The following is a 23,200-nucleotide window of genomic DNA, read 5'->3' on the forward strand; positions in this document are numbered from 1 at the left end:
CTAAGCATGAAGCCCCCCTCAAGATGAGATTTCCCATTACGCAAGTAAGTAAGATCCCTCAAAGACGATGAGGTAGATAGGTTCGGGGTGGAAGCACGGCGACGTGTGGAGCTGACGAATACTAATCGATCGAGGACTTAACCAAAAAAAATCAATGAAGTTCTATCCAGTTTTGAGCGAACAGGCTCAAGGTCTAGTGATGATGGCGAAGAGGTCACACCCGTTCCCATACCGAACACGGAAGTTAAGCTCTTCAGCGCCGATGGTAGTTGGGGGTCTCCCCCTGTGAGAGTAGGACGTCGCTGGGCAACAGAGAAGAAGGTCATCCCGTCAGGGGTGGCCTTTTTTGTATGCGAAAAAGTAGACATAATCTTTTTCAGAGCTGTTTGTCTTCTCGCAGATGGTTGCATCTTCCTTGCGATGTTCGTCTGAAGAGCCAGTCCACGAACGAAGAGGACAGCAAGTGAAATCAAACTTCACTTTCTTGTAAGAACTGAAGTCACAAAACCCTTACTAGGAAGACCTGAAATGTCAAAGAGCACTTTCTGGTAAGAGCCTGATTACAGAATGCGTTTCTAGGAAGACGTTAGATCTCCAAGTGTATTTCTAGTAAGTAGTGATCTGTCAGTGGTCGAACGCCAGTCTACAAAGTTTAAATAAGAAATTAAGAGGGATAACTTCTCAGTGGCAATCAATCCCGGAGTCCAGGTCGTCATTTCCCGGGCCATCTGAGTTTTCCCGAGACCCGGCAACGAAGATGAAAGTGCTCTTCTTTCAGCTTACGTGGGGAGGCTCGGGGAAACTCACCCAGGAAATGGCGGCCTGGATGGAGGGATTGACAGCTAAGAAACACCTCCACCTATCCTCTTCGTTCTTACTTTGATCTTTAGAACAAGCATCGTAAGGTGGATCTGACTTTTTTCATGAACTTTCCGTTGACCTGCCCCACCTAATTGATATAATAGAAAAGTACTGTTCCGAAGTAGCTCAGTTGGTAGAGCATCCGGCTGTTAACCGGCAGGTCGCAGGTTCGAGTCCTGCCTTCGGAGCCATTTTTGCTTCCATAGCTCAGTAGGTAGAGCGCATCCATGGTAAGGATGAGGTCGTCGGTTCGATCCCGGCTGGAAGCTTAAAAAACGACTATCCAGTTTGATTATGGATAGTCGTTTTTATTTATAGAAAAGTATCAAGAACTTTTCTAAAGCTTTCTTTGTGATCAAATAAATCAATAGGTCTATTAAATTCTATAACAGTTTTAGCCGCATCGCTAGTACCATCGTTTAATACAATGTAGTTTTTACTTTTCTCGAAATAAATCCTTATTAACCATTTTCTAATATTATCGTCTAACAAAATATTAAAATATGATTTATTATCCCTATAGTAAACTCTCTCAGGATCAACAAATTCTTTAAGCGCCACTCTAACTACTGAATAGGCTTCAAGCTCTTCATTAGTTGTCACTATTGTCTCTTTGTCTTCGGTAGTAGTAATAGCAACTTCTGTAACAACCTGCTCTTCGATTTTATCTCCAGTAGACTTTAATGCAGCATTAAGCTTTTGATTCACCATCTCATTAATGATTTGTTTTAATCCTTTTTGAATAATAGGTGTGAATTTTTCTAAAGTACTCTTAGTTTTAACGCCATCATATATTTCATTTACTAAGAACTTCACGAAAGGGTCAGAAGGCAAGTTAAATTGTGCGTTTAAATATACCTTTAATGCATTTAAATATTTCAATTCAGAGGCAGTACTAGTGATATTATCTACATCAAATGCTTCTTTGCGGAATTTTGCAATCTCCTGAAGATGGGGTTCTTTCAAATCAAGAATGTTAAAGGTGAAAAAAGGAGAAGTGTCCATTTTATTTGGTTCAACTAAGTCTGTGAAAAACTTATATTCAATCCCGTTAGTTAAAATAGAAAACTTAGCAGTAGTGGTTCCAAAATAACGGAATAGTTGCGAATCGTGTTTTGTAAGGGGTGCATTTATACTTTTGCATTCAATTAAAATTACTGGTTTGCCTTCATTAAGAATCGCGTAATCAACTTTTTCTCCTTTTTTAATTCCTACATCAGCAATAAATTCGGGGCTAAACTCTAAAGGATTAAATACATCATACCCAAGCATTTGAAAAAAAGGCATTATTATTGCAGTCTTAGTCGCTTCCTCAGTAGAAATAGAATCTTTAAGTTGTTCAATCCTTTTCCCTAGACCATGAAGTTGTTCGTGAAACTTCTCCATAAATTCCTCCTATTAAAATATATTTAAAATTCTGTTAATTATAGTTTAACGGAAATATTAGGAAATGTGTACTAGGAAATTCAATAATGAATAAAACAGTTTAAAATGTAGAAAACTATTTCTTAAAACCCTTGCACGACCTTTTTCAACATGCTACAATAACTCTTGTCCTGTGAAACAGCGACATACTGGAGGATTAGCTCAGCTGGGAGAGCACCTGCCTTACAAGCAGGGGGTCGGCGGTTCGATCCCGTCATCCTCCACCATATAGACCTCTGGAGGGGTAGCGAAGTGGCTAAACGCGGCGGACTGTAAATCCGCTCCTTCGGGTTCGGCGGTTCGAATCCGTCCCCCTCCACCATTTATTTATACAACGTATTGGGGTATAGCCAAGCGGTAAGGCAACGGATTTTGATTCCGTCATGCCTAGGTTCGAATCCTAGTACCCCAGCCATTTTGGGGCCTTAGCTCAGCTGGGAGAGCGCCTGCCTTGCACGCAGGAGGTCAGCGGTTCGATCCCGCTAGGCTCCATAACAAGCACTCATTTCTTTTTTAAAGAAGTGGGTGTTTTTTTCTATATATACAAAGGGGGATTCGAAATGCGACAAACAGTAAATGAGGTAACTCTTCGTCCTTTAACTCCAACAGATGGCGACGCCTTATGGGAGACATTCGAGCCGGAAGTGTATGCACACATGCTCACCAAAGTGGAGCGTAAAGAGCAATTACAGGGTTGGCTTAACTATGCGATTGATCGTATGGAAACTGAGAAGGATGTCTTGGTGTTTGCAGTGATAGATGAAAGGGCAAAAAAGGTGATTGGTACTACACGTCTGTATGATATAGACCTCAAACATAAAGCAGCAGAGATAGGGGCGACGATTTACGCAAAGCCTTATCAACGCACGCACGTCAATACGACATGCAAGTTCCTGCTCCTGCAGCACGCATTCGAGGAGCTCGGACTCATTCGCGTACAAATTCGAACGGATGCTGAAAACGAAGCGTCCCAAAGAGCAATTGAACGAATTGGATTCGTAAAAGAGGGTTTTCTTCGCAATGAAAAGATACGGAGTACCGGAAAACCTCGGGACACTTATTTGTATTCCATGATTGATTCTGAGTGGCCGGAAGCAAAGAAGAGATTACTTGAGAAGATGAATAAATATACGTGATTTTGCGCGGTTGAGCCATCGTTATGTAAGCAGTTACAATAGACATAACGAATTGAGGAGGCATAAAATCATGAATAAATTAGAGATGTCCGTAATTGGAGTACCTATGGATTTTGGTCAAAATCGTCGCGGTGTCGACATGGGACCAAGCGCAATGCGATATGCTGGAGCGATTCAACGTCTAGAAGCTCTTGGGCATGACGTACGAGATGAAGGCGATATTTCGATTGATCAGACAAACGCTGGCCATGATACAAATACAAAGCTTCGCAACTTACCAGAAGTCATTGAAACAAGCACAAAGCTTGCTGACAAAGTGAGTGAAGTTCTAAGCAACAACCGATTCCCATTAGTTCTTGGTGGCGACCACAGTATTGCCATTGGGACGCTTGCAGGTCTTGCAAAGAACTACGAGAACCTAGGTGTGATCTGGTACGATGCGCACGCCGACATGAATACAGAAGAGACTTCGCCGTCAGGGAACATTCACGGGATGCCACTTGCTGTAAGTATGGGCCTTGGTCATGACAAACTTGTCAACATTCATGGATACGTGCCAAAAGTGAAACCAGAAAACATCGTCATCATCGGTGCACGTTCAGTTGACCCAGGTGAGCGTGATTTGATCAAAGAAAAAGGTATGAAAGTATTTACGATGCACGAAATCGATAAATTAGGGATGACAGAAGTGATGAACCAAGCGATGTGGTACCTACGTGACCGTGAAGTGGATGGCGTCCACTTGTCTCTAGATTTAGACGGACTTGACCCACTCTATACCCCGGGAGTTGGGACGCCTGTACCAGGTGGAATCAGCTATCGTGAAAGTCACCTAGCGATGGAAATGTTAGCATCTTCAAACTTGATTACATCAGCGGAGTTTGTGGAAGTGAACCCGATTCTTGATGAGAAAAACAAGACTGCGGATGTTGCGGTTGCATTAATGGGCTCACTTTTCGGAGAAAGCCTTGTATAAAAAAGTCATTCGTCCTCTTCTTAAAAGAAGGGGACTTTTTTCATGCACTATATGAATAATTCGTCCCCTAAGGTCTGTCAAAATTTGTTACAATAAAATAATAAAGAAAAAGTGAAACCTATTGATACCATGGACCGTATAGATTATAGAACCGCAGAGGCGGAGGGGAAAGTAGAGCATGGATGCTATCGTCAACAAGAGAATCAAACAAGTGTTAAACGGGAATCAAGATGCCTATACAGAAATCGTGGATTTGTACCAAGCACGCCTTTATCAAGTGTGCTATCGTATGCTTGGCAACAAACACGAAGCCGAAGATATTACCCAAGAAGCTTTTTTACGGGCTTTCATTAATTTACATTCATTCGATCAGAAGCGAAAATTTTCTACATGGATTTTTCGCATCGCAACGAATCTTTGTATCGACCGAATCCGTAAAAAGAAACCAGACTATCATTTAGATGCCCAAGTTCCGGGAACAGATGGTCTCGACATGTACTCACAAGTCGCAGCGAGCGGAGCACTTCCTGTAGAGCAGTTGGAGAAAATGGAGATGCAAGAGCGTGTCCAGTATGAAATCAGCCGCTTACCAGATAAGTATCGTTCGGTGATCGTTTTGAAGTACATGGAAGAATTACCGCTACAAGAAATCAGTGAAATTTTAGATCTCCCTCTCGGTACAGTGAAAACACGAATTCACCGAGGGCGGGAAGCACTCCGCAAACAAATGAGTCAGCTCCCGATGACGGAGGTAGGAGGGAAACGATGATGGGTGCATGCCACGAGAAATACATTGAACTAATGCATGCCTATCTAGATGGGGATATTCAGCCTGATGAAGAAAAAGAGCTGAAAGCCCACTTGAAGAGCTGTGAGGCATGTCAAGCGCATATGCACGAACTTAGTGACGTTGTTGCGTTTATGAAGAGTGCTCAGCCGGTCACACCACCACCAGATTTGACGTCAAACATCATGGCCACACTACCAAAACGCAACGTTTCAGCCGGTACACAAAACTGGTTTAGACGTTATCCAATAGTATCAGCAGCCGCAGTATTTTTAGTCTTTATGAGTGCCATGTTCTTTGGCAACTTCTCGAATGACCAACAGTTCGCATTTACGAAAGCCGATAATATTCTAGTAGAAGGCGACACTGTGATCATTCCAGAGGGAGAAGTTGTAGAAGGCGATTTTGTCGTCCGAAATGGTGATATTCGTGTGGAAGGAACCATTGAAGGGAATTTGACGGTCATCAACGGTCGCATCATCAATGAAGATGAGATTGAGACATCTTCCTTAATGGCATCCACAGCGGTGGTCACAGGAGAAATTGAAGAAATCGACCGTGTCTTTGAATGGTTGTGGTTCAAAATGAAGTCTGGCTATCAAGGTGTCGAAAACTGGATCACAGGTAGTGACGATTCTAGTAATTAAATGAAGAACTCCCGCATCTCCTATGAGGTACGGGAGTTTTTTCTATACGCATCTATGGTATACTAGTGCCATATGCATACAGTGAAAGTGGGGTGGCCACATGGACTTTTTGATGCAACTACAAAACAGTGAACCCATTGAATTGCTTATTACGATTCTAGACGTCCTGTTCGTGTGGTTTGTCATTTATAAACTCATCACGTTGATCCGCGGCACAAAAGCGGTTCAATTGTTAAAAGGTATTTTTGTTATTATCGTGGCGCGTGTTATTACCGATGCCCTCGGAATGGAAACGCTCGGTTGGATGCTCGATCAAGTCATTCGATTTGGTTTTCTTGCCATCATTATTATTTTTCAGCCTGAGATCCGCCGTGCTTTGGAACAACTGGGACGCGGGAAGATTTTTGCCCGCAGTTCGTTGCAAGAGCAAGAGGAACAAAATCGACTCCTTGGTGCGATGTCGAAGTCGGTCAGTTATATGGCCAAACGCCGTATCGGTGCTTTGATTTCGATTGAACGAGAGACTGGGTTATCGGAGTATATAGAAACAGGTATTCCGATGAATGCTACGATTTCTTCGGAACTCTTAATCAATCTCTTCATTCCAAACACGCCTCTACATGATGGAGCAGTGATTGTTCAGCGCAATAAAATAGCTTCTGCTGCTTGCTATTTACCACTGTCTGAAAGTCCGTTCATCTCAAAAGATTTAGGGACGCGCCACCGCGCAGCAATCGGACTGAGTGAAGTGACGGATGCTGTGACGATTGTAGTTTCAGAAGAGACGGGAGCGGTCAGCATTACAGCCAATGGCGACCTACACCGGAACTTGACGATGGACGAATTTGAACAACATTTAAAACGTTTGTGGTTTGGTGAAACGGAGCAGCAAGTGACCACGTCAAAATGGTTATGGAAGGGGCCGAAAAATGGATAAAATGATGGATAATCCGTGGTTTTTACGTATTGTCTCCCTTTTATTTGCCGTCCTTCTATTTATTACAGTTCAAAATGAGTTAGAGGGCAATCAAATGAATACAGTAGGCACTAGCGTAGAAAGTATTCAAGATGTACCCGTTCAGGTCTATTACGATGATGACAATCTTGTGGTGACGGGTGCGCCTGATACTGTCACATTGAATATCGAAGGGCCAAGCAATCTTGTGCTTTCGGCTCAGACTATGCAGGATTACACTGTGTTTCTCGATTTGCGGGAATTGCCACTTGGCCAGCATGAAGTTGAAGTCCAATATGAAAATCTTCCGGAACGTTTAAAAGTGCGAACGGATCCACGGACTGTGACAGTTACGATTGAAGAACTCATCACGGAAGAGTTTGCAGTCGAACCAGATATGAATGAGCGATTGCTTGCTGACAATTATGTGGTAAAATCAACTAATGTTGAGCCGAACCGTGTAACGGTAACAGGAGCACGCAGTATTGTTGAAGCGATCAGTTTCGTGAAAGCGACTGTTAGTGGGGAACAAGGGCTCAATGAATCCTTTACACAGGAAGCCCGTGTTCGCGTTTTAGACAGGGACTTGAACAAGCTAGATGTCGTGATTAAGCCGGAAGTAGTGAATGTTTCGGTTGAGATTGAGCAATACAGCAAAGAGGTGCCAATCGTACTGGAGCAAACAGGTTCTCCTCAAGACGGAGTTACGATTAATTCGATTACCTCTACGGTTTCTACAATGCGAGTCTTTGGGCCTCGTTCCGTGGTTGATGCACTTGAAGAAATTCCAGTGCGTGTGAATGTTTCACAAATCGAGGAATCGGGCACTGTAGACGTAGAAGTAGAAGCACCTGAAGGAATCGATCGAGTGGGAAGAGATACAGTCCCAGTCATAATCAATGCCACAGTAGCAACACCGGAAAATGAAGCAGAACAAGTTCCAGAGGATGATACCTCTGTAAATACACCACCTGAAGACACGGAAGATGGGGTCACATCCCGTACATTTCAAAATGTACCGATTGTGATTGCGGGATTGGCAGAAGAATGGAGTTCCACTTTTGCCATCCCCAGTGATGGGGTCGTGAATGTAACAGCGACCGGCTCGGAATCACAGATCAATGAATTAACCGCAGAAGATGTGCAAGTGCGTATTGATGCAAGCACAGTCGATGAAGAAGGCGAATTTACTTTGCCGATCGAAGTCGAAGGATCTGATGTGGCAACATGGGTGGCTGAGTTATCTCAAGCAACGATTACTGTTGCAAGAACTTGAGTTGCCATGAATTAAGGAGAGAATTTCTAATGGGAAAATATTTTGGTACAGATGGTGTTCGTGGAGTCGCAAATGAGGGCTTAACACCAGAATTCGCATTTCGTTTAGGTCGCGTGGGCGGCTATGTATTAACTCAGAATGCTGAGGGCAGAGCAAAAGTATTAGTGGGCCGTGATACACGTATCTCAGGTCACATGCTAGAGTCTGCACTAGTAGCAGGTCTATTATCAGTTGGTGTTGAAGTCATGACGCTCGGCGTATTGAGCACACCTGGTGTGGCTTATTTGACGCGTGTTATGAGCGCGGATGCGGGAGTCATGATCTCGGCATCGCACAATCCAGTTGAAGACAATGGAATCAAGTTCTTCGGTTCAGATGGTTTCAAGCTAACAGATGAGCAAGAAAATGAAATCGAGGCGATTCTTGATCAAGAGGAAGATACACTTCCACGTCCAACAGGCGGAAATGTTGGAGCTGTATCGGATTATTTCGAAGGTGGTCAAAAGTACCTTCAATTCTTGAAGCAGTCGGTGACTGAGAACTTTGTAGGCATCCATGTTGCACTAGACTGTGCACACGGTGCTACGTCTTCTCACGCCACACATATTTTTGCTGACCTAGATGCAGACATTTCAACAATGGGTTCATCGCCAAACGGTCTTAACATCAATGATGGGGTTGGATCGACACACCCAGAAGCTCTTTCAGCTTTTGTGAAAGAAAAAGGCGCAGACATCGGTCTTGCATTTGATGGTGATGGCGACCGCGTCATTGCAATTGATGAAAAAGGAAATGTCGTCGATGGCGACCAAATCATGTATATTTTAGCGCGTTATCTTGTCAAAGAAGGCCGTTTGCACAAAGAGACTGTTGTTTCTACTGTAATGAGCAACATGGGCTTCTACAAGGCACTTGAGCATCACGGCCTACAATCTGTCCAAACGGCTGTAGGAGACCGCTACGTGGTCGAAGAGATGCGTAATGGTGGATACAATTTGGGTGGCGAGCAATCGGGCCACATCATTTTCTTAGATTACAATACTACGGGTGATGGCCTCCTAACAGGTCTACAACTCGTGAACATTATGAAAGCAACAGGTAAGAAGTTATCAGATCTAGCGGGTGAGATGAAAATCTTCCCACAAAAGCTTGTCAACATCCGTGTAACGGATAAGCATGCTGTGACAGACAATGAAAAAGTGGCAGCTATCATTTCAGAGGTCGAAAGCGAAATGAACGGCAATGGCCGCGTCCTCGTGCGTCCTTCTGGAACAGAGCCACTTGTTCGTGTCATGGTTGAAGCGGAGTCACAAGAAAAGTGCGAAAGCTACGTCAACCGTATTGCCGACGTCGTGCGTGCTGAAATGGGCTTAGATCAATAATCCAGTCAAACGCCTCCCTTCCAGGGGGCGTTTTTTTGTTCAGAAAGGTCTAATTAGTAAGGTTTTAAGTAATTCAAGGTTTTCTAGAAAGGTTTTAAGTAATTCAAGGTTTTCTAGAAAGGTTTTAAGTAATTCAAGGTTTTCTAGAAAAGGTTTTGAGTAATTAGTTTCCATAATACGACTCAGGGCACAAACGGTAGTTTTGAGGGCACAATAACGCTCGCTCAAGTCACAAAACATGTCTACCAGGTCACAAAACCAGTCACCTAGGGCACAAACCCCTATTATCCCAAACCCCTTTCTAGAAAAACCTTCGCAATCCGAATGTTTAATTCTTTCTCAGAGTGGAATACATAGTACGTACAAACATTTAGGAGGAGATACAATGGCAAAAGTAGCAACGTTAATCACCAACATGTTTGAAGACGTCGAATGGACAGAACCAGCAAAAGCTTTGAAAGATGCGGGCCATGAAGTGGTCACAATTGAAAAAGAAGCAGGCAAGACGGTTACTGGGAAAAAAGACAATACAGAAGTCACAATTGATAAATCAATTGATGATGTGAACGCAAGTGATTTTGACGCACTTTTACTGCCAGGCGGATTCTCACCTGACCAACTACGTGCCGACGATCGTTTCGTCCACTTTACAAAAGAATTCATGGATGCGAAAAAACCTGTATTCGCGATTTGCCACGGGCCGCAGCTGCTAATTACAGCAAAGACTCTAGAGGGTCGCGATGCAACAGGCTTTAAATCCATTCAAGTTGATATGGAATATGCAGGAGCGAGAGTGCAAGATACGGAAGTAGTCGTTTGTCAGAATCAACTGGTGACTAGCCGTCAACCAGACGACATTCCGGCATTCAATCGCGAAATGCTCAAGCTTTTAGAGAACTAGGACCCCCAAGACCTTTTGGTGCCTAAGCACCAAAGGGTCTTTTCTTACATAGATTACAATTGACGAGACCCACTAAATTTTGTATGATATGGAGGTTATGCTGAGAAGCATAGGAACACGCGCTAAAGGAGGAAAGCTGTGCGCGCAAAGAAATCGGAAACAAGTTGAAGCGCCAGAGCTAAGGAACTCGGACGGAAACAGTCCTTAGCAGACGAGGTGGAGGTTTATCGAGGATTCGGCGGATGCCTCCCGACCGCACTACGCCCGGTTGTTACTCTATCTGTAAACCTGCCAAGCGATTGGTAGACAGACCGGATAGAAGGCGATACTAAATAAGTATGAAAAAAAGCGCCCAAAGCGACGCTTCTTTTTGCATGCTTCAATCAATCGGAGGATTTTTATTATGTGTGGAATTGTTGGATATATCGGCGAACGTGACGCCAAAGAAATTTTGTTAAAAGGCTTAGAAAAATTAGAATACCGCGGCTATGACTCAGCGGGTATTGCAGTTCGTAACGAAGAAGGCATCACAGTATTCAAAGAAAAAGGCCGCATCGCAGATCTTCGCGGAGCAGTTATTGAAGACGTAATGGGCAAAACAGGTATCGGACACACACGTTGGGCAACTCACGGTGTTCCAAACCAAGTAAATGCTCACCCTCACCAAAGTACAACAGAGCGTTATACGCTAGTACACAATGGGGTTATCGAGAACTATCACTTACTACAAAAAGAATATCTTCCAGGCGTTGAAATGAAGTCTGATACAGATACAGAAGTTATCGTTCAATTGATCGAGAAATTTGTAAACGATGGCATGACGACTGCAGAAGCATTCAGCAAAACGCTTGAACTTCTTCACGGTTCATATGCAATCGCACTTTTAGATGCGGAAGAAGCACAAACAATCTACGTTGCAAAAAACAAGAGCCCACTTCTAGTTGGTCTTGGAGACGAATTCAATGTAGTCGCTTCTGACGCAATGGCGATGCTTCAAGTAACAGACACGTACGTAGAGCTTCACGACCAAGAAATGGTGATTGTGAAAAAGGATTCAGTTGAAATCCAAAAGTTAGACGGTACTGTTGTTGCGCGTGATTCGTATAAAGCAGAGCTTGATATGAGTGACATCGAAAAGGGAACATATCCACACTACATGTTAAAAGAAATTGACGAGCAGCCAGCTGTAATGCGTAAAATCATCCAAGCGTACCAAAACGAAGCAGGCGAGCTTTCAATCGATGCAGATATTTTAGAAGCTATCAATGCTTCAGACCGTCTTTACATCATTGCTGCAGGTACAAGCTACCACGCAGGTCTTGTTGGTAAAGAGTACTTCGAGAAAATTACGAAGAAGCCAGTAGAAGTGCATATCTCAAGTGAGTTTGGCTACAACATGCCAATCCTTTCTGAGAAGCCACTATTCGTCTTCATCTCTCAATCAGGTGAAACAGCTGACTCGCGCCAAGTTCTTGTGAAAATCAAGGAAATGGGCCACAAAGCACTTACCGTAACAAACGTTCAAGGATCAACACTTTCTCGTGAAGCAGACTTCACATTGCTTTTACATGCAGGTCCAGAAATCGCAGTAGCTTCAACAAAAGCATACGTTGCACAAATCGCTGTTCTAGCTGTGGCTGCAACTGTGGCTGCTAAGCACGCAGGTCATGATGTTGAATTTGACTTGATCAAAGAGCTTGGGATCGTAGCGAACGCAGTACAAGCAATGGTTGACTCGAAAGAAGCAATCGAAGCAATTGCAAAAGATTTCTTAGCAACAACGCGCAATGCATTCTTCATCGGACGTAACGTCGACTTCTTCGTAAGTCTTGAAGGCGCATTGAAACTAAAAGAGATTTCGTATATCCAAGCAGAAGGTTTTGCGGGTGGTGAGTTGAAACACGGAACTATCGCTCTTATCGAAGACGGTACACCAGTGTTCGCTCTAGTCACACAAAAACCAGTGGCACTAAACATTCGCGGAAACGTGAAAGAGGTTGTAGCACGTGGTGCGAAACCATGTATCATTTCAATGGAAGGTATGGAAGAAGACGGGGATACACTTGTTATTCCAAACGTTCACAGCTTACTAACACCTTTAGTATCTGTTATTCCACTTCAATTGATCAGCTACTACGCAGCGCTTCACCGCGACTGTGATGTGGATAAGCCGCGAAACTTGGCGAAATCTGTAACAGTAGAATAGAAACTATCCCCCTTTTGGATTCGTCCAAGAGGGGTTTTTTTGTGGTAACAACTATGTGCAATTTAATTATTTTCGAGATTTCTTTACTATTCTTCCTAATAGTTTACAATTTATGTTAAGAGAATAGGAGAGGGGTTTGAGTGATGGAGGAAAATTGGAGAAGAGAGAAACCATTCAATGAAAACAAATTAATGCTGCGACAAGCTGGATTTGGGCTGATTGTTTTTCTTTTATATACTCAATATTTTAAGTTTGCAGCCTATGTATCGGATAAGTTCTTTTTCAATAGTTATTCTATGAGTTTGCTTGTGTTGCTTTTAGGAATTCCGCTGTGTTATTTCGCTACAAAGCTCCTAATCCGGCTACTAAAAAGTACTAGATGAAGTTATGAAATAATCATACGAAGTTTTGGAATCGTAGAAGTATAAAAAGTAAGGTTTTTATAAGGGGGTGACACAGTGAAACAAATCATTGCACTTGGAGGAGGCGGTTTCTCGATGGAACCTGAGAACCCTCTGCTAGATACATACCTAGTAAAGCAAGCAGGAAAGCCGAACCCTAAAATTTGCTTCATTCCGACGGCGAGTGACGATTCACTACAAAAATCAAAGAATCTTTCGTGTAGTAAGTTCAAGAAAAAATGCAAAAGCATACAAAGTATTTAAAGGAAATTCTGTTAGTGAAGAAGAAATACAACCAGATTTCTTGGGTGAGAAAATTAAGGGCTCATTCCATTAAAGAATACTCGATAGGGAGTGACGAGTTGATTGAAGCATTTATTCGACAGATTCCTCTGGTAAGTGCTTGTAGAGAAGTAGTTGAAATTCAAAAAGGGTTTTCAACAGATGAAAAGTACCTAATACATATGCCAGGCGATAACAGAAAGTTTTTACTCAAAGTTTTTAATTTAGAAGAGTGGGAGTCCAAGGAAGAAGAATTTTCTCTTCTAGGAAAGATGCAAAAATTCCATGTAACGTGCTCGCGCCCAATTGAAATTGGAAAGGTGGAGAATCGAGGATACATGATTACTTCCTATCTTGAAGGTGCGGATGCAGAGGATGAAATTTCGAAATACTCCAACCAAGTACAATACACGATTGGATACGAGGCAGGACAGGAATTGAAGAAAATGCATCAATTATCTGCTCCCGTTCATATGCTTTCTTGGAAATCGAGAAAACTTGAAAAACACACTAAATATATCAATACTTACTTATCGTGTGGAACAAAGATAAAAAATGACCATCAACTAATGAATTTTATTGATGAAAATAGTCATCTTATGGATTCAAGGCCAAATGTATTCCAACATGATGATTTTCATCTTGGCAACATCATTATAAAGGATTCAAAGTTTGCAGGAGTCATAGACTTCAACCGACATGATTGGGGAGACCCTATTCATGAATTCCTTAAAGTTGGAATCTTTAGTAGTGAAGTGAGTATTCCTTTTTCAGTAGGACAAATTAAAGGCTATTTTTCTAACGAAGAACCAGATGACGAGTTTTGGAGGTTGTATTCTCTTTACTTAGCAATGAGCGTTTTCTCTAGTGTAGTTTGGACTTTAAAGACTATTCCAGACAGCATGGATGAAATGTTAGCTAAAATTGACAGAGTAATTGAAGATCATGATTATTTTACTCGGATAAAACCGAAGTGGTATGACTACTAGTAATCAATTGAAAAGGATGCAAAAAAAGGCTTAGAGGCACATTTCTCTTAGCCTTTTTCTTATAGAACAGTGGTGAACTGAGCAGCGAACAGGATTTTCACTATTTTGGATCCGTTGGGGATGTCGGAGTAAAAACTCTATCTTATTCCAGCATATTGTTTATTGAGTTCTTCTTTAAGAACTTTTGCAAGAGTTAACATGTTGTAGTGGCCTGCAGCTTTCTCGGCGTCTGCATTGTAGTTGGTGTTCGTGTTGACGTCGTACGTATAGATTTCACCTTCTTCGCTGTAGATGAATTCGATTCCTGCTACTTTGATTTGGTTTTGTTTTAGGAAGGCTTCGTATTTTTCAATAATGGGCTCTTTGAAGCCTTGGATAATCTGGAACTTTGGTGAAGATGTCGGTTGTTCGCCGACAGGGCAGAACAAGTCGTCAATTTGACAAGCGTCTGCTGGGCATAGTTCGAAGCCTTCGGTAGTGTCGACCTTCACTGCATACTGAAAATCACCGTTGATGAATTCGCACCGAGTGATGAAAGGTTCAGGTGCTTTGATATATTTCTGAATCAGCGTGACGCCATCTACCGGTTCGTCAAATGTTGGTCCATCGACGTAACTTCGTAGTCCATCGATAGAATTGAATAGCTGGACCCCAAGGCCTTTCCCTGCACGATTATGCTTGGTGATAAAAGAGCTTTCACCAAGTTTTTCAGCTGCTTTGATAATCTGTTCCTTACCTACCGCTGCGATAGTATCCGGTGTTTGAATGCCCGCAGCGTTCAATGCCGTATATTGAAGCACTTTGCTGAGTTCAAGTCTAAGGGCATTGCTACCATTGAAGATGGTACGACCATGGTGCTCAAGCCATGCAAGTACCGAGGAAGTAAGTTCCGGTGCGTAACGATGGCCGCGTGTATGCGAAGAAGCACTCATACGGTTGTAAAAAATACCTTCAGGCGGTGCTTCCGTGAGGTCGACCAAACCTTGGTCAAGATGCCATTCTTCATAGGGTACCTGAAGCTCTTCAAGTCTACTGGTTAAATGGGTAGTCCATTCGCTATTTTCATGGATAATGTATACTTTGCTCATGTTTAAGGTCCTCCTTTTAACTAGTTATACGTTGGGCTCTTTTGCTTTCAACGAGCGGCATGACTTTTTCTGCAAAGCGTTCCATCTCCTCGAGTTGCGGAGAGAATTGAAGTAGTAATAGATCAAGCCCGGATTCTTCATATGCAATTATTTGATTGGCAATTTGTTCAGGAGTGCCAATTAAGTTCGGTCTCAGCCCACGGTTGGAAACCGAGTAGTCGTAGAGTTTCACTTGCTGTTCAAGTTGTGATTTACTCGTAAAGTCATTATAACCGGCATATCCACTGTTTTCCTTCACATCTGTGATGCGTTCAAGCTCGGCTAGAGCCTCTTCTTCCGTATCGCGGCAGATGACATAGGCTGCCATACCGAAAGATTTGAATGGTTCTTTCCCAGCCAGGTGGCGAAGAGATTTCATGCCGTCAACTTTGGTTTTGATTTCCTCGACCGTTCCACCATGCATGACGTAAGCATCGCATCCTGCAACGATGGTCTCTTTTCCTCGAGGACTTTCACCACCTGCATACAGAATGGGGTTCGGTCTTTGGACCGGTTTTGGATGCAAGTGTGCATTTTCAATAGTGTAGAATTTACCCTTAAAAGAGAAGACTTCTTTCGTCCAAAGTCCTTTTATGACTTCCAGGAATTCTTCTGTACGGTCGTATCGCTCGTCGTGTTCCGTGAAGATTCCTCCGTACTGATTGGCTTCTTCTTGCCACCACGCTGAAACGACATTCAGAGTGAAACGTCCGTTGCTGATTTGATCAATGTTTGCAGCCATTTTTGCTGTTACTGCCGGGTTGTGGAAGCCAGGCCGGACAGCCGCCATAATTTCAATTTTATCTGTAACGGCAGCAAGCGCAGCTGCTGTGGACCATGCTTCCAAGGAGTCGGATTCGGGCCCTTTAATGTCATTCAGGTAAAGTTCGGCGATGAGTGTGGTGTCAAAGCCAAGTCTTTCTCCTGCTTGAATTACTTGTTTTGCATAGTCAAAAGTGGGAGGCATATTCTCATCTTCGACATTGCGAAGCCATCCTCCAAATATAGGAAGCCAAAACCCATACCGCATCGTTATTCAACCCCTTTAAAAATTATTGTAATTTAATGAAAATTCTATCCCTAGAATATTATTAATCATATTGGTTAACTAGGTTATAAGTCAATATTTTAATATTCATTCAATAATCTGTATAGTAAGCTTAGGTGAGCCAACAAGACAACTCGAAAAGTAGACTAGGAGATGTTAGGTATTTACAGAAACAATATAAAAAAAGAGGTGATGATGCCATGTTTTCCAATAAACAGTTACAAGCAATGATTGATGGGAAGATTATGGGGGAGAAGTTTCCTTATGATACAAACGATGAGCGAGAGATTGAAGCGCATCTTCGGCGTTTGTTTCATCGGATGAACCGTATTCCGAATATAGTGTGTGAGGCTGAATGGGATCACTTTGGTAGTGGATATGCCTCGTTTGTGGAATTCTTTTGTTATCAAAAAGAAGATTTGGTAGTGCTTGAGGAGAAAAATGGTCATCGAGAAATCAAAATGAATGGCCTCATAGTAGACATTAGTCGTTTAGCACCTGTGGCCATCATGGGAGATGATGAGCGGTATAAAACCATTCGTATCGAAACAAATGAAGACATCGGTGGAGGCTATGGCTCTTTACTCGGAGGCCCAAAGCTAATCGGCGTGAGTGAGAGACTCCAATCACTTGGCGAGCAGTTGAAACGAGCTTTAGAGGAATTTGATTATGAAGTGTTAGAACCTGAAGAGATGAATCAGCTTTTACCTTTTAAAACAAAGATCCCAACGCTCTATCGCGAATCACGGGATTATACTGTGGCAGATGCTATTTTTTATTGGGAGGATTAATTTCTTCAATCTCTAATTTTAATGGGAAACTTTAACTGTAGATTCTCGTCAAAGCTAGGAATGAATAACTGGAAATGTTGAGGGGTGCAGGGATGCTTGGAGCTTTCAAAAGAAGAATAGTCATAGCAAGTATGGTGAGTGTGATTTTACTAGTCACAGGAATCGTAAGTTATCTGGTATATTATTTATTTTTTGATTTGGATCGTGTTCCAAAAGGCGAGCTTGTATTAGAGAGTGTTTCGCCAACTGAAGAATACACGGTTCAATTTTTCAGAAATGCTGGATCTGCAACGACTAATGGTAAGTTAGCTGGTACAGTGCTACATGAAGATGAACTTAAGACGATTTACTGGGCAGAAGGCAGTGACGCAGTTGTTCACTGGATAGATGAAGATACTATTCAAATCGATTTGCAGCAAGACGAGTTGGGTGAGCTGGTTCTTTTAGATTCCCGAACCCTCGATGTGACAAGTGAAACATATGATTTTCGAAATGATGAGTAGGAAATTCATTAGTAATAATGTATAGCGAGGTGGCACTGTTCCATATACGGTATATAGTATTCTGATTCACTTTTAGTCGATGTGATTGTAGGGGCGGCAGCTCGTGATTATTTTACTTTCTCTAAAGAGTGCATCTACCATTCTGAACACCCACATTATGACAAGATGCAGTTTCTGTTGGAGCACTTAATGTCTCCAGAAATCTCTAAGAAAGATAAAGAATTATTGAAGGTTGAGAGAACAAAATTATCTTTACATAAACCAACAAATCATGACAACTATTTTTCGAGAGATATCACTAAGCAACTGTCAGCAAAGAGACTCGAATTTTTCAATCGGGAAGTTCAAGTATTTGATGTTACAAAAAAATTAAAGTTAATTACATGTCCGACACTTATCATCTGTGGAGAGCACGATTGCAGTGCCCGATTGCATATTCACTTGAAATGCATAAAAACATCCCATATTCGAAGTTCGTCCGAATGAAAAATAGTAACCACTATCCGTTCTTAGAGGAGTCGGAAGTATTTAGAAGCGAATTCCAGAAGTTTAAAGAAAGTACTATAGAAGAAAAGAGGTTTATTCAGTGAAACAACTTTTTGCAATCGAAACAAACGAACGACTTCCCAGTTTACAAAGTACAGGCAATCGCTTGTTTCAACAGTTAATCACGTATAAAGATAAACTACATAAAGAATTTGAATTGATTGAAGTTCCTTCAGCGGTAATTTGGACAACTGCCGACCTTGCAACTAGCACATTTTCTGAAATTCCAATTCCCGCCTTTACTTCGCGGAACATGATAATTATGTCTCCAGACATGGAAGAGTGGAAACGGTTATTTAAAATGCAACTTGAAGAAAAAAACTTACCTGAGGTTCAGTTCTTTTACGAAAATCTTTCAGAAAACCACATTTTAGTGATTTTAGCTCATGAATTGACACACCACATCGACTTGTTCCCAGACGAGTTTGAAGAATACGGAGACAGCATCTGGTTTGAAGAAGGAATGTGTTTTTACCTGCCACGCAAACTACTTCTGACAGAGACAGAATTTACTACTATTACAGAAGTCGAAGAACGACTTGTCCAAGAATTTGAAAGCAAGCATGGTCAACATGATCTTGAGGAGTTCGGTAGTAGCGCTTACGAGGGCAGCTTGACGAGCATTATGTATGACTACTGGAGAAGCTATTTGCGCGTCAAACAACTCGTCGAGGGGCCTGCTAAGGGAGATGTTCACACAGTTTTTAAGTGGTATAACGAGTGGCATCAAACAGGAAAAGCACTCTCCTTTACGATGTATTTATTGCTTAATCCGCGAATAAATTTACACAATACTATCTGAAAATTGTTAAAATAGTGAAATAGTATAATGTTCGCCAAATGATAAATTGCGTTACAATAGGACCCATACCAACGAGGGGCGAGGAGTGGAGGTTGAAATGGCCACAGAGCAACGTGAGAAATGGGCAACTTATTATATGTCGAGCATCACATTGTTAGGTGGGTCTATTCTTATTTGGTCTATCTTGCAGTTAGAACCCATTACTAATCTGTGGATTCTCCTACTTCTATTTGCACTGCTCGTTGTGAGCGAGTACTATCCAATGCCGGTTTGGAGAGGATTTACTGCCATTTCCTTCCCAATCCTATATGTCAGTTTTTTGATATTCGATTTTACAGTTACGGCCGTCATTTATGCAATTGCCGTGTTTTTCGTGAATGTAGTGAAACACAGGCCTCTACGAATTATATTGTTCAACCCGGCTCAATTGACCATCTGTTTGTTTGTGTCGATGCAATGTATCATATGGCTAGATGGCTGGGTCCAATCGCTTTCCCTGTCGGATGCATGGTTGGGCATTGTACAATTCACCTTAATGCAACTAGTCTTTTTTGTAATCAATAACCTAATCGTCGATATTGTCTTAATACTTCGCCCACAACGCTACACAGTAAAGGCCTGGATGACCAAAACATTAACGGAGTTGAGTGCCGTCTCCATCTCCCTCATCTATGGAGGAATGTTATATGTTTTAGGGAGCCAGAACAGAGGTAACGTGGATGTTATTACATACTTTTTCTTCTTCTCGCCTTTGGTTGGATTCTCGCTGCTAAGCTCGGTCATCGTACGTCTCGGTGCCGAAAAAAGAAGAATGAAGGCGTTGTTTCATATCACTTCTCAACTGAATCAACTGGTTCCGGGCAAATTTCAATTAACGGAATTGAAAAAATCATTTCAAGATTTTATTCATGCAGATAGTTTTATATTACTGATCAAAGCAGGCAACCACTGGAAAGTCCAGCTTTCTCATGCTGTTGATGAGCCAGACACAATCGACAGGGACCCGGCTGTAAACGCCATGGTATCTAAAAAAGAACATCTCATCATTCGAAATACGAGAACGGCAAATGATGCCAAAACAAACTTGCTTCCCTCAGACTTGCGGAACCATGCCTATTTTCCACTATGTGTAGAAGGTGAGTTATTGGGTCTACTGATGGCCGGGCGTAATCGGTCCAACAGCTTTACAGATGAAGATGTTCAATCCATTGCCACGTTGACTAATCAATTGGCTATTGCGTTAAAATCAAGTCAGCTCGTCAAAGAAAAAGAAAAACGAGTATTACTGGAAGAGCGTAATAGGATTGCACGTGATATTCATGACGGGATTGCTCAAACGCTGGCTGGTGTCGTGATGAAGCTGGAGACGGCAGAGCGCCGAATGCACACACAGCCTGAAATTGCATTGTCCTTGATTGATACGAGTATCATCCAGCTACGGCAAGGGCTAAAAAACGTCCGTGAATCCATCTATGCCCTCCGCCCTGATCCTACGGAGCGAGTGGGACTCACGGGTGCTATCGCTGCCAAACTGGAGGCCATTCGTTCAGAAGAGCCGTTTAATCTGACATTTGAAGTTAAAGGTCATGAAAGAGAGTTACCGGCAGAATTGGAAAAAGAGATGTACGCCATTTTTCATGAAAGTCTGCAAAATGTGAAAAAGCATGCCCAAGCCAAAACACTTAATGTATCCCTTGATTATCAAGATCAACAAGTCATCATGCGGATTACAGACGACGGAAAAGGGTTCTCTTTATATGAAGCTTTGGTCGAGAAGCGAAAGCTGTCCCATTTCGGGATACTTCAATTACACCAGTCTGCAGAAAAAATAGGTGCCACGCTTCATGTCAACAGTGAACCGGGAGTAGGCACAGATATAACACTTACCGTTTCAGATGTTCCAGAGGGAGGCCATAATCGATGATACGTTTGATTATAGTAGATGACCATGCGGTGTTACGCGACGGATTAAAAACCATACTTGAATCTGAACAAGACATTCAAGTGATAGGAGAGGCGGAGTCAGGAAATCTGGCACTGAATTTGGTGGCCACATTAAAACCGGATGTGGTGCTCACCGATATCAATATGCCCGGGATGACCGGCATCGAAGTGACGAAAGCAATCAAGCAGATAGATTCTAATGTCAAAGTATTGATTCTTACTATGCACAGCCATCAAGAGTATTTGATGGCTGCCATCAAAGAAGGGGCCGATGGTTATTTATTGAAAGATGCCCCGTCTGATCATGTGATTGAGGCAATCCGAACTGTACATGCGGGTGAATCGGTGATTCATCCTTCCCTAACTAAAAAGTTGATGAACTATCATCAGCAACAGTTGAGAGAGGAAAAAACAGAGAACATGTTGACCGAGCGTGAGCGTGACGTTTTGATCTGTTTGGTTGAAGGATTGACAAACAAAGAAATTGGAGAACGATTGTTTGTCAGTGAAAAGACAGTAAAAATCCATGTCAGCAATATTTTCAAAAAATTGAATGTCAAAAGTCGCTCCCAAGTAGTGATTTACGCGATGCAAAATGGCCTCGTTCCATTTCCAGAGCAACGTTGACACACCTGTCTGCTATACGTAAACGTATAGCAGATTTTTTTTATTTACTACGAAAGTAGTAGGTGAATTAGGACCTACAGAACAAAAATTTACAACGAATGCAGAATAGTCAGAATTATACGTATATGTGATGATTACTAAAACGGAGAGGAGATAGTGTATGAAACGACGTAATGGAATCATTTCTGCTTTACTCGCTACATCTATGCTTCTAGCTGCAACAGTGTCAGCAGAAGTGAATGTAGAATCCGGCATCCCTCATGGAGCTGTTATAGATCCCGAACTGCAGGAAACATTTGCAAAAGGAGCTTCCTTTGCAGAGGTTATCGTCACGTTTGAAGATGAAGTACTACACGACCGCTCAGAGATTTTACAAGAACTGGGTGTTGATGCGGGAATTCACTTGAAAAGTTTGCCTATGACTGGCCTTGTTGCCACTGCAGAACTGGTGAACCAATTGGCGAAACATCCCGATGTTGAATCCATTTATGAAAATCGAGCACTAGCCTACGAAACGGCGGATGCCACACAAATGACAGGTGTGGATGCTCTTCGAACGGATGCTGCACTCACAAAAGCAAATGGAGGTTTTCCCATTACCGGGAAGGGAATTGGTGTGGTCATCAATGACAGTGGTGTAGATGGAACTCATAAAGATCATGCTTTTGGCGATCATCTCGTACAAAACGTTCTAGGTTCAACGAACTTACATGCTGTTTCACAATTGCTACCGATTTCATACGTGGAAAACGTTCCAAATACAGATTCCAATTCAGGACATGGCACGCATGTAGCAGGAATTGTTGGGGGTACAGGAGCCATGTCATCTGGGAAGTATGAAGGAGCAGCACCTGGCGCTAAATTGATCGGCTATGGATCAGGTGCAGGGGTTGCTATGCTGGATACTCTTGGTGGCTTTGACTATGCACTTACCCATCAACGCGAATACAACATTCGTGTCATTACTAATTCATGGGGAGATACGAGCCAAGCGGGTAGAGCGTTTGATCCGGCAGATCCGATTAATGTGGCAACCAAAAAACTATATGACCGTGGCATTATTACCGTTTTTTCAGCTGGAAACTCAGGTCCTACTGCAGGCACGATTTCAGGGAACTACAAAAAAGCACCTTGGGTTATTACTGTAGCAGCAGGGGACAAGTCTTATCAACTGACTGATTTTTCTTCTAGAGGTCAAGCAGGTGTTGGTGATACAGTAACTGTCGACGGAGAGACATGGAAGTGGGAAGACCGTCCGACCGTAACAGCACCAGGATCCAAAATTGTGTCTACTCGAGTCATCTCACCCCTTCCTTTACTTGGTGTGAATTCGGATGCAACCGACATTGACCCTGCGCATATCCCCTTTTACACGACGATGAGTGGTACGTCTATGGCGGCTCCTCATGTAGCTGGAATCGTGGCTTTGATGTTAGAAGCAGATCCCACATTGACAGGGCTTGAAATTAAAGAAATTCTTGAGACTACAGCCAAGCCAATGGAAGGTTATGAAAAGTGGGAGGCGGGAGCAGGCTACGTAGATGCATATCGCGCAGTGAAACACGTAATGAATTCAAAATCAAATTAA

19 protein-coding genes, 6 tRNA genes, 2 rRNA genes and 1 pseudogene are annotated in these 23,200 nt (G+C 42.5%); 25 read left to right on the forward strand and 3 right to left on the reverse strand.

Translation table 11 applies throughout. From position 1 onward, the window contains the following. The 4 genes from JOD03_RS08220 to JOD03_RS08235 all read left to right on the forward strand — a co-directional run. Positions 1-145, forward strand: a 23S ribosomal RNA gene (locus tag JOD03_RS08220); the annotation flags it as partial. A gap of 47 nt (positions 146-192) precedes the next feature. After that, positions 193-308: ribosomal RNA gene (gene rrf / locus JOD03_RS08225) — 5S ribosomal RNA — on the forward strand. Positions 309-976: 668 nt separating this feature from the next. Further along, a tRNA-Asn gene (locus JOD03_RS08230) sits at positions 977-1,052 on the forward strand. A 5-nt stretch (positions 1,053-1,057) separates the two neighbouring features. Continuing rightward, a tRNA-Thr gene (locus JOD03_RS08235) sits at positions 1,058-1,130 on the forward strand. A 43-nt stretch (positions 1,131-1,173) separates the two neighbouring features. On the opposite strand, the gene JOD03_RS08240 is transcribed toward JOD03_RS08235, so the two are convergent. After that, positions 1,174-2,247 (reverse strand): type I restriction endonuclease, encoded by a 1,074-nt coding sequence (locus JOD03_RS08240; RefSeq protein WP_204590373.1) that lies wholly within the window; start codon positions 2,245-2,247, stop codon positions 1,174-1,176. A 190-nt stretch (positions 2,248-2,437) separates the two neighbouring features. Here JOD03_RS08240 and JOD03_RS08245 point away from each other — a divergent pair. From JOD03_RS08245 to JOD03_RS08315, 15 genes and pseudogenes are all read left to right on the forward strand, one after another. Further along, positions 2,438-2,513: transfer RNA gene (locus JOD03_RS08245), tRNA-Val, on the forward strand. Positions 2,514-2,524: 11 nt separating this feature from the next. Beyond that, positions 2,525-2,608, forward strand: a tRNA-Tyr gene (locus JOD03_RS08250). A gap of 18 nt (positions 2,609-2,626) precedes the next feature. Continuing rightward, a tRNA-Gln gene (locus tag JOD03_RS08255) sits at positions 2,627-2,701 on the forward strand. Between the two features lie 4 nt (positions 2,702-2,705). Then, a tRNA-Ala gene (locus JOD03_RS08260) sits at positions 2,706-2,778 on the forward strand. Between the two features lie 68 nt (positions 2,779-2,846). After that, on the forward strand, positions 2,847-3,422 hold the full coding sequence (locus JOD03_RS08265; RefSeq protein ID WP_204590374.1) for a GNAT family N-acetyltransferase: 576 nt from the start codon (positions 2,847-2,849) through the stop codon (positions 3,420-3,422). A 70-nt stretch (positions 3,423-3,492) separates the two neighbouring features. Continuing rightward, positions 3,493-4,398, forward strand: coding sequence for an arginase (gene rocF / locus JOD03_RS08270; RefSeq protein ID WP_204590375.1), 906 nt, complete (start codon positions 3,493-3,495; stop codon positions 4,396-4,398). A gap of 178 nt (positions 4,399-4,576) precedes the next feature. Beyond that, positions 4,577-5,167: an RNA polymerase sigma factor SigW gene (gene sigW, locus JOD03_RS08275; protein ID WP_204590376.1), complete on the forward strand. Its 591-nt coding sequence runs from the start codon at positions 4,577-4,579 to the stop codon at positions 5,165-5,167. Beyond that, positions 5,167-5,832: a zf-HC2 domain-containing protein gene (locus JOD03_RS08280; protein WP_204590458.1), complete on the forward strand. Its 666-nt coding sequence runs from the start codon at positions 5,167-5,169 to the stop codon at positions 5,830-5,832. Before sigW ends, JOD03_RS08280 begins: the two co-directional genes overlap by 1 nt. A 100-nt stretch (positions 5,833-5,932) precedes the next feature. Next, positions 5,933-6,769 (forward strand): diadenylate cyclase CdaA, encoded by an 837-nt coding sequence (gene cdaA / locus JOD03_RS08285; protein WP_204590377.1) that lies wholly within the window; start codon positions 5,933-5,935, stop codon positions 6,767-6,769. Further along, a complete protein-coding gene (locus JOD03_RS08290) occupies positions 6,762-8,063 on the forward strand; it encodes a CdaR family protein (protein WP_204590378.1) in 1,302 nt (433 codons plus the stop codon). The genes cdaA and JOD03_RS08290 overlap by 8 nt, the downstream gene beginning before the upstream one ends. Positions 8,064-8,092: 29 nt before the next feature. Then, positions 8,093-9,445 carry a phosphoglucosamine mutase gene (gene glmM, locus JOD03_RS08295; RefSeq protein WP_204590379.1) on the forward strand — a complete coding sequence of 451 codons (1,353 nt, stop codon included), beginning with the start codon at positions 8,093-8,095 and terminating at the stop codon, positions 9,443-9,445. Positions 9,446-9,830: 385 nt separating this feature from the next. Then, positions 9,831-10,346, forward strand: coding sequence for a type 1 glutamine amidotransferase domain-containing protein (locus JOD03_RS08300; protein WP_204590380.1), 516 nt, complete (start codon positions 9,831-9,833; stop codon positions 10,344-10,346). 403 nt (positions 10,347-10,749) lie between these two features. After that, entirely contained in the window at positions 10,750-12,552 is a 1,803-nt protein-coding gene (gene glmS / locus JOD03_RS08305) for a glutamine--fructose-6-phosphate transaminase (isomerizing) (RefSeq protein ID WP_204590381.1), read from the forward strand. A 458-nt stretch (positions 12,553-13,010) separates the two neighbouring features. Then, positions 13,011-13,148: pseudogene (locus JOD03_RS08310) on the forward strand (Type 1 glutamine amidotransferase-like domain-containing protein); the annotation flags it as partial. A 167-nt stretch (positions 13,149-13,315) separates the two neighbouring features. Next, positions 13,316-14,224, forward strand: coding sequence for an aminoglycoside phosphotransferase family protein (locus tag JOD03_RS08315; RefSeq protein WP_239584907.1), 909 nt, complete (start codon positions 13,316-13,318; stop codon positions 14,222-14,224). Positions 14,225-14,361: 137 nt separating this feature from the next. On the opposite strand, the gene JOD03_RS08320 is transcribed toward JOD03_RS08315, so the two are convergent. Beyond that, positions 14,362-15,312 carry an ATP-grasp domain-containing protein gene (locus tag JOD03_RS08320; RefSeq protein WP_204590383.1) on the reverse strand — a complete coding sequence of 317 codons (951 nt, stop codon included), beginning with the start codon at positions 15,310-15,312 and terminating at the stop codon, positions 14,362-14,364. Between the two features lie 16 nt (positions 15,313-15,328). After that, positions 15,329-16,381, reverse strand: coding sequence for an LLM class flavin-dependent oxidoreductase (locus tag JOD03_RS08325; RefSeq protein ID WP_204590384.1), 1,053 nt, complete (start codon positions 16,379-16,381; stop codon positions 15,329-15,331). Between the two features lie 218 nt (positions 16,382-16,599). Here JOD03_RS08325 and JOD03_RS08330 point away from each other — a divergent pair, with 218 nt between their 5' ends. From JOD03_RS08330 to JOD03_RS08355, 6 genes are all read left to right on the forward strand, one after another. Beyond that, a complete protein-coding gene (locus tag JOD03_RS08330) occupies positions 16,600-17,190 on the forward strand; it encodes a hypothetical protein (protein WP_204590385.1) in 591 nt (196 codons plus the stop codon). A gap of 92 nt (positions 17,191-17,282) precedes the next feature. Next, positions 17,283-17,693 carry a DUF5412 family protein gene (locus JOD03_RS08335; protein ID WP_204590386.1) on the forward strand — a complete coding sequence of 137 codons (411 nt, stop codon included), beginning with the start codon at positions 17,283-17,285 and terminating at the stop codon, positions 17,691-17,693. Positions 17,694-18,279: 586 nt separating this feature from the next. Beyond that, positions 18,280-19,041: a hypothetical protein gene (locus JOD03_RS08340; protein WP_204590387.1), complete on the forward strand. Its 762-nt coding sequence runs from the start codon at positions 18,280-18,282 to the stop codon at positions 19,039-19,041. A 97-nt stretch (positions 19,042-19,138) separates the two neighbouring features. Beyond that, entirely contained in the window at positions 19,139-20,965 is a 1,827-nt protein-coding gene (locus JOD03_RS08345; RefSeq protein ID WP_204590388.1) for a GAF domain-containing sensor histidine kinase, read from the forward strand. After that, positions 20,962-21,612: a response regulator gene (locus tag JOD03_RS08350; RefSeq protein WP_204590389.1), complete on the forward strand. Its 651-nt coding sequence runs from the start codon at positions 20,962-20,964 to the stop codon at positions 21,610-21,612. The genes JOD03_RS08345 and JOD03_RS08350 overlap by 4 nt, the downstream gene beginning before the upstream one ends. A gap of 160 nt (positions 21,613-21,772) precedes the next feature. Beyond that, positions 21,773-23,200 carry a S8 family serine peptidase gene (locus JOD03_RS08355; RefSeq protein ID WP_204590390.1) on the forward strand — a complete coding sequence of 476 codons (1,428 nt, stop codon included), beginning with the start codon at positions 21,773-21,775 and terminating at the stop codon, positions 23,198-23,200.

Origin of the sequence: Chryseomicrobium aureum (assembly GCF_016909155.1) — a bacterium.
GTDB lineage: Bacteria > Bacillota > Bacilli > Bacillales_A > Planococcaceae > Chryseomicrobium > Chryseomicrobium aureum.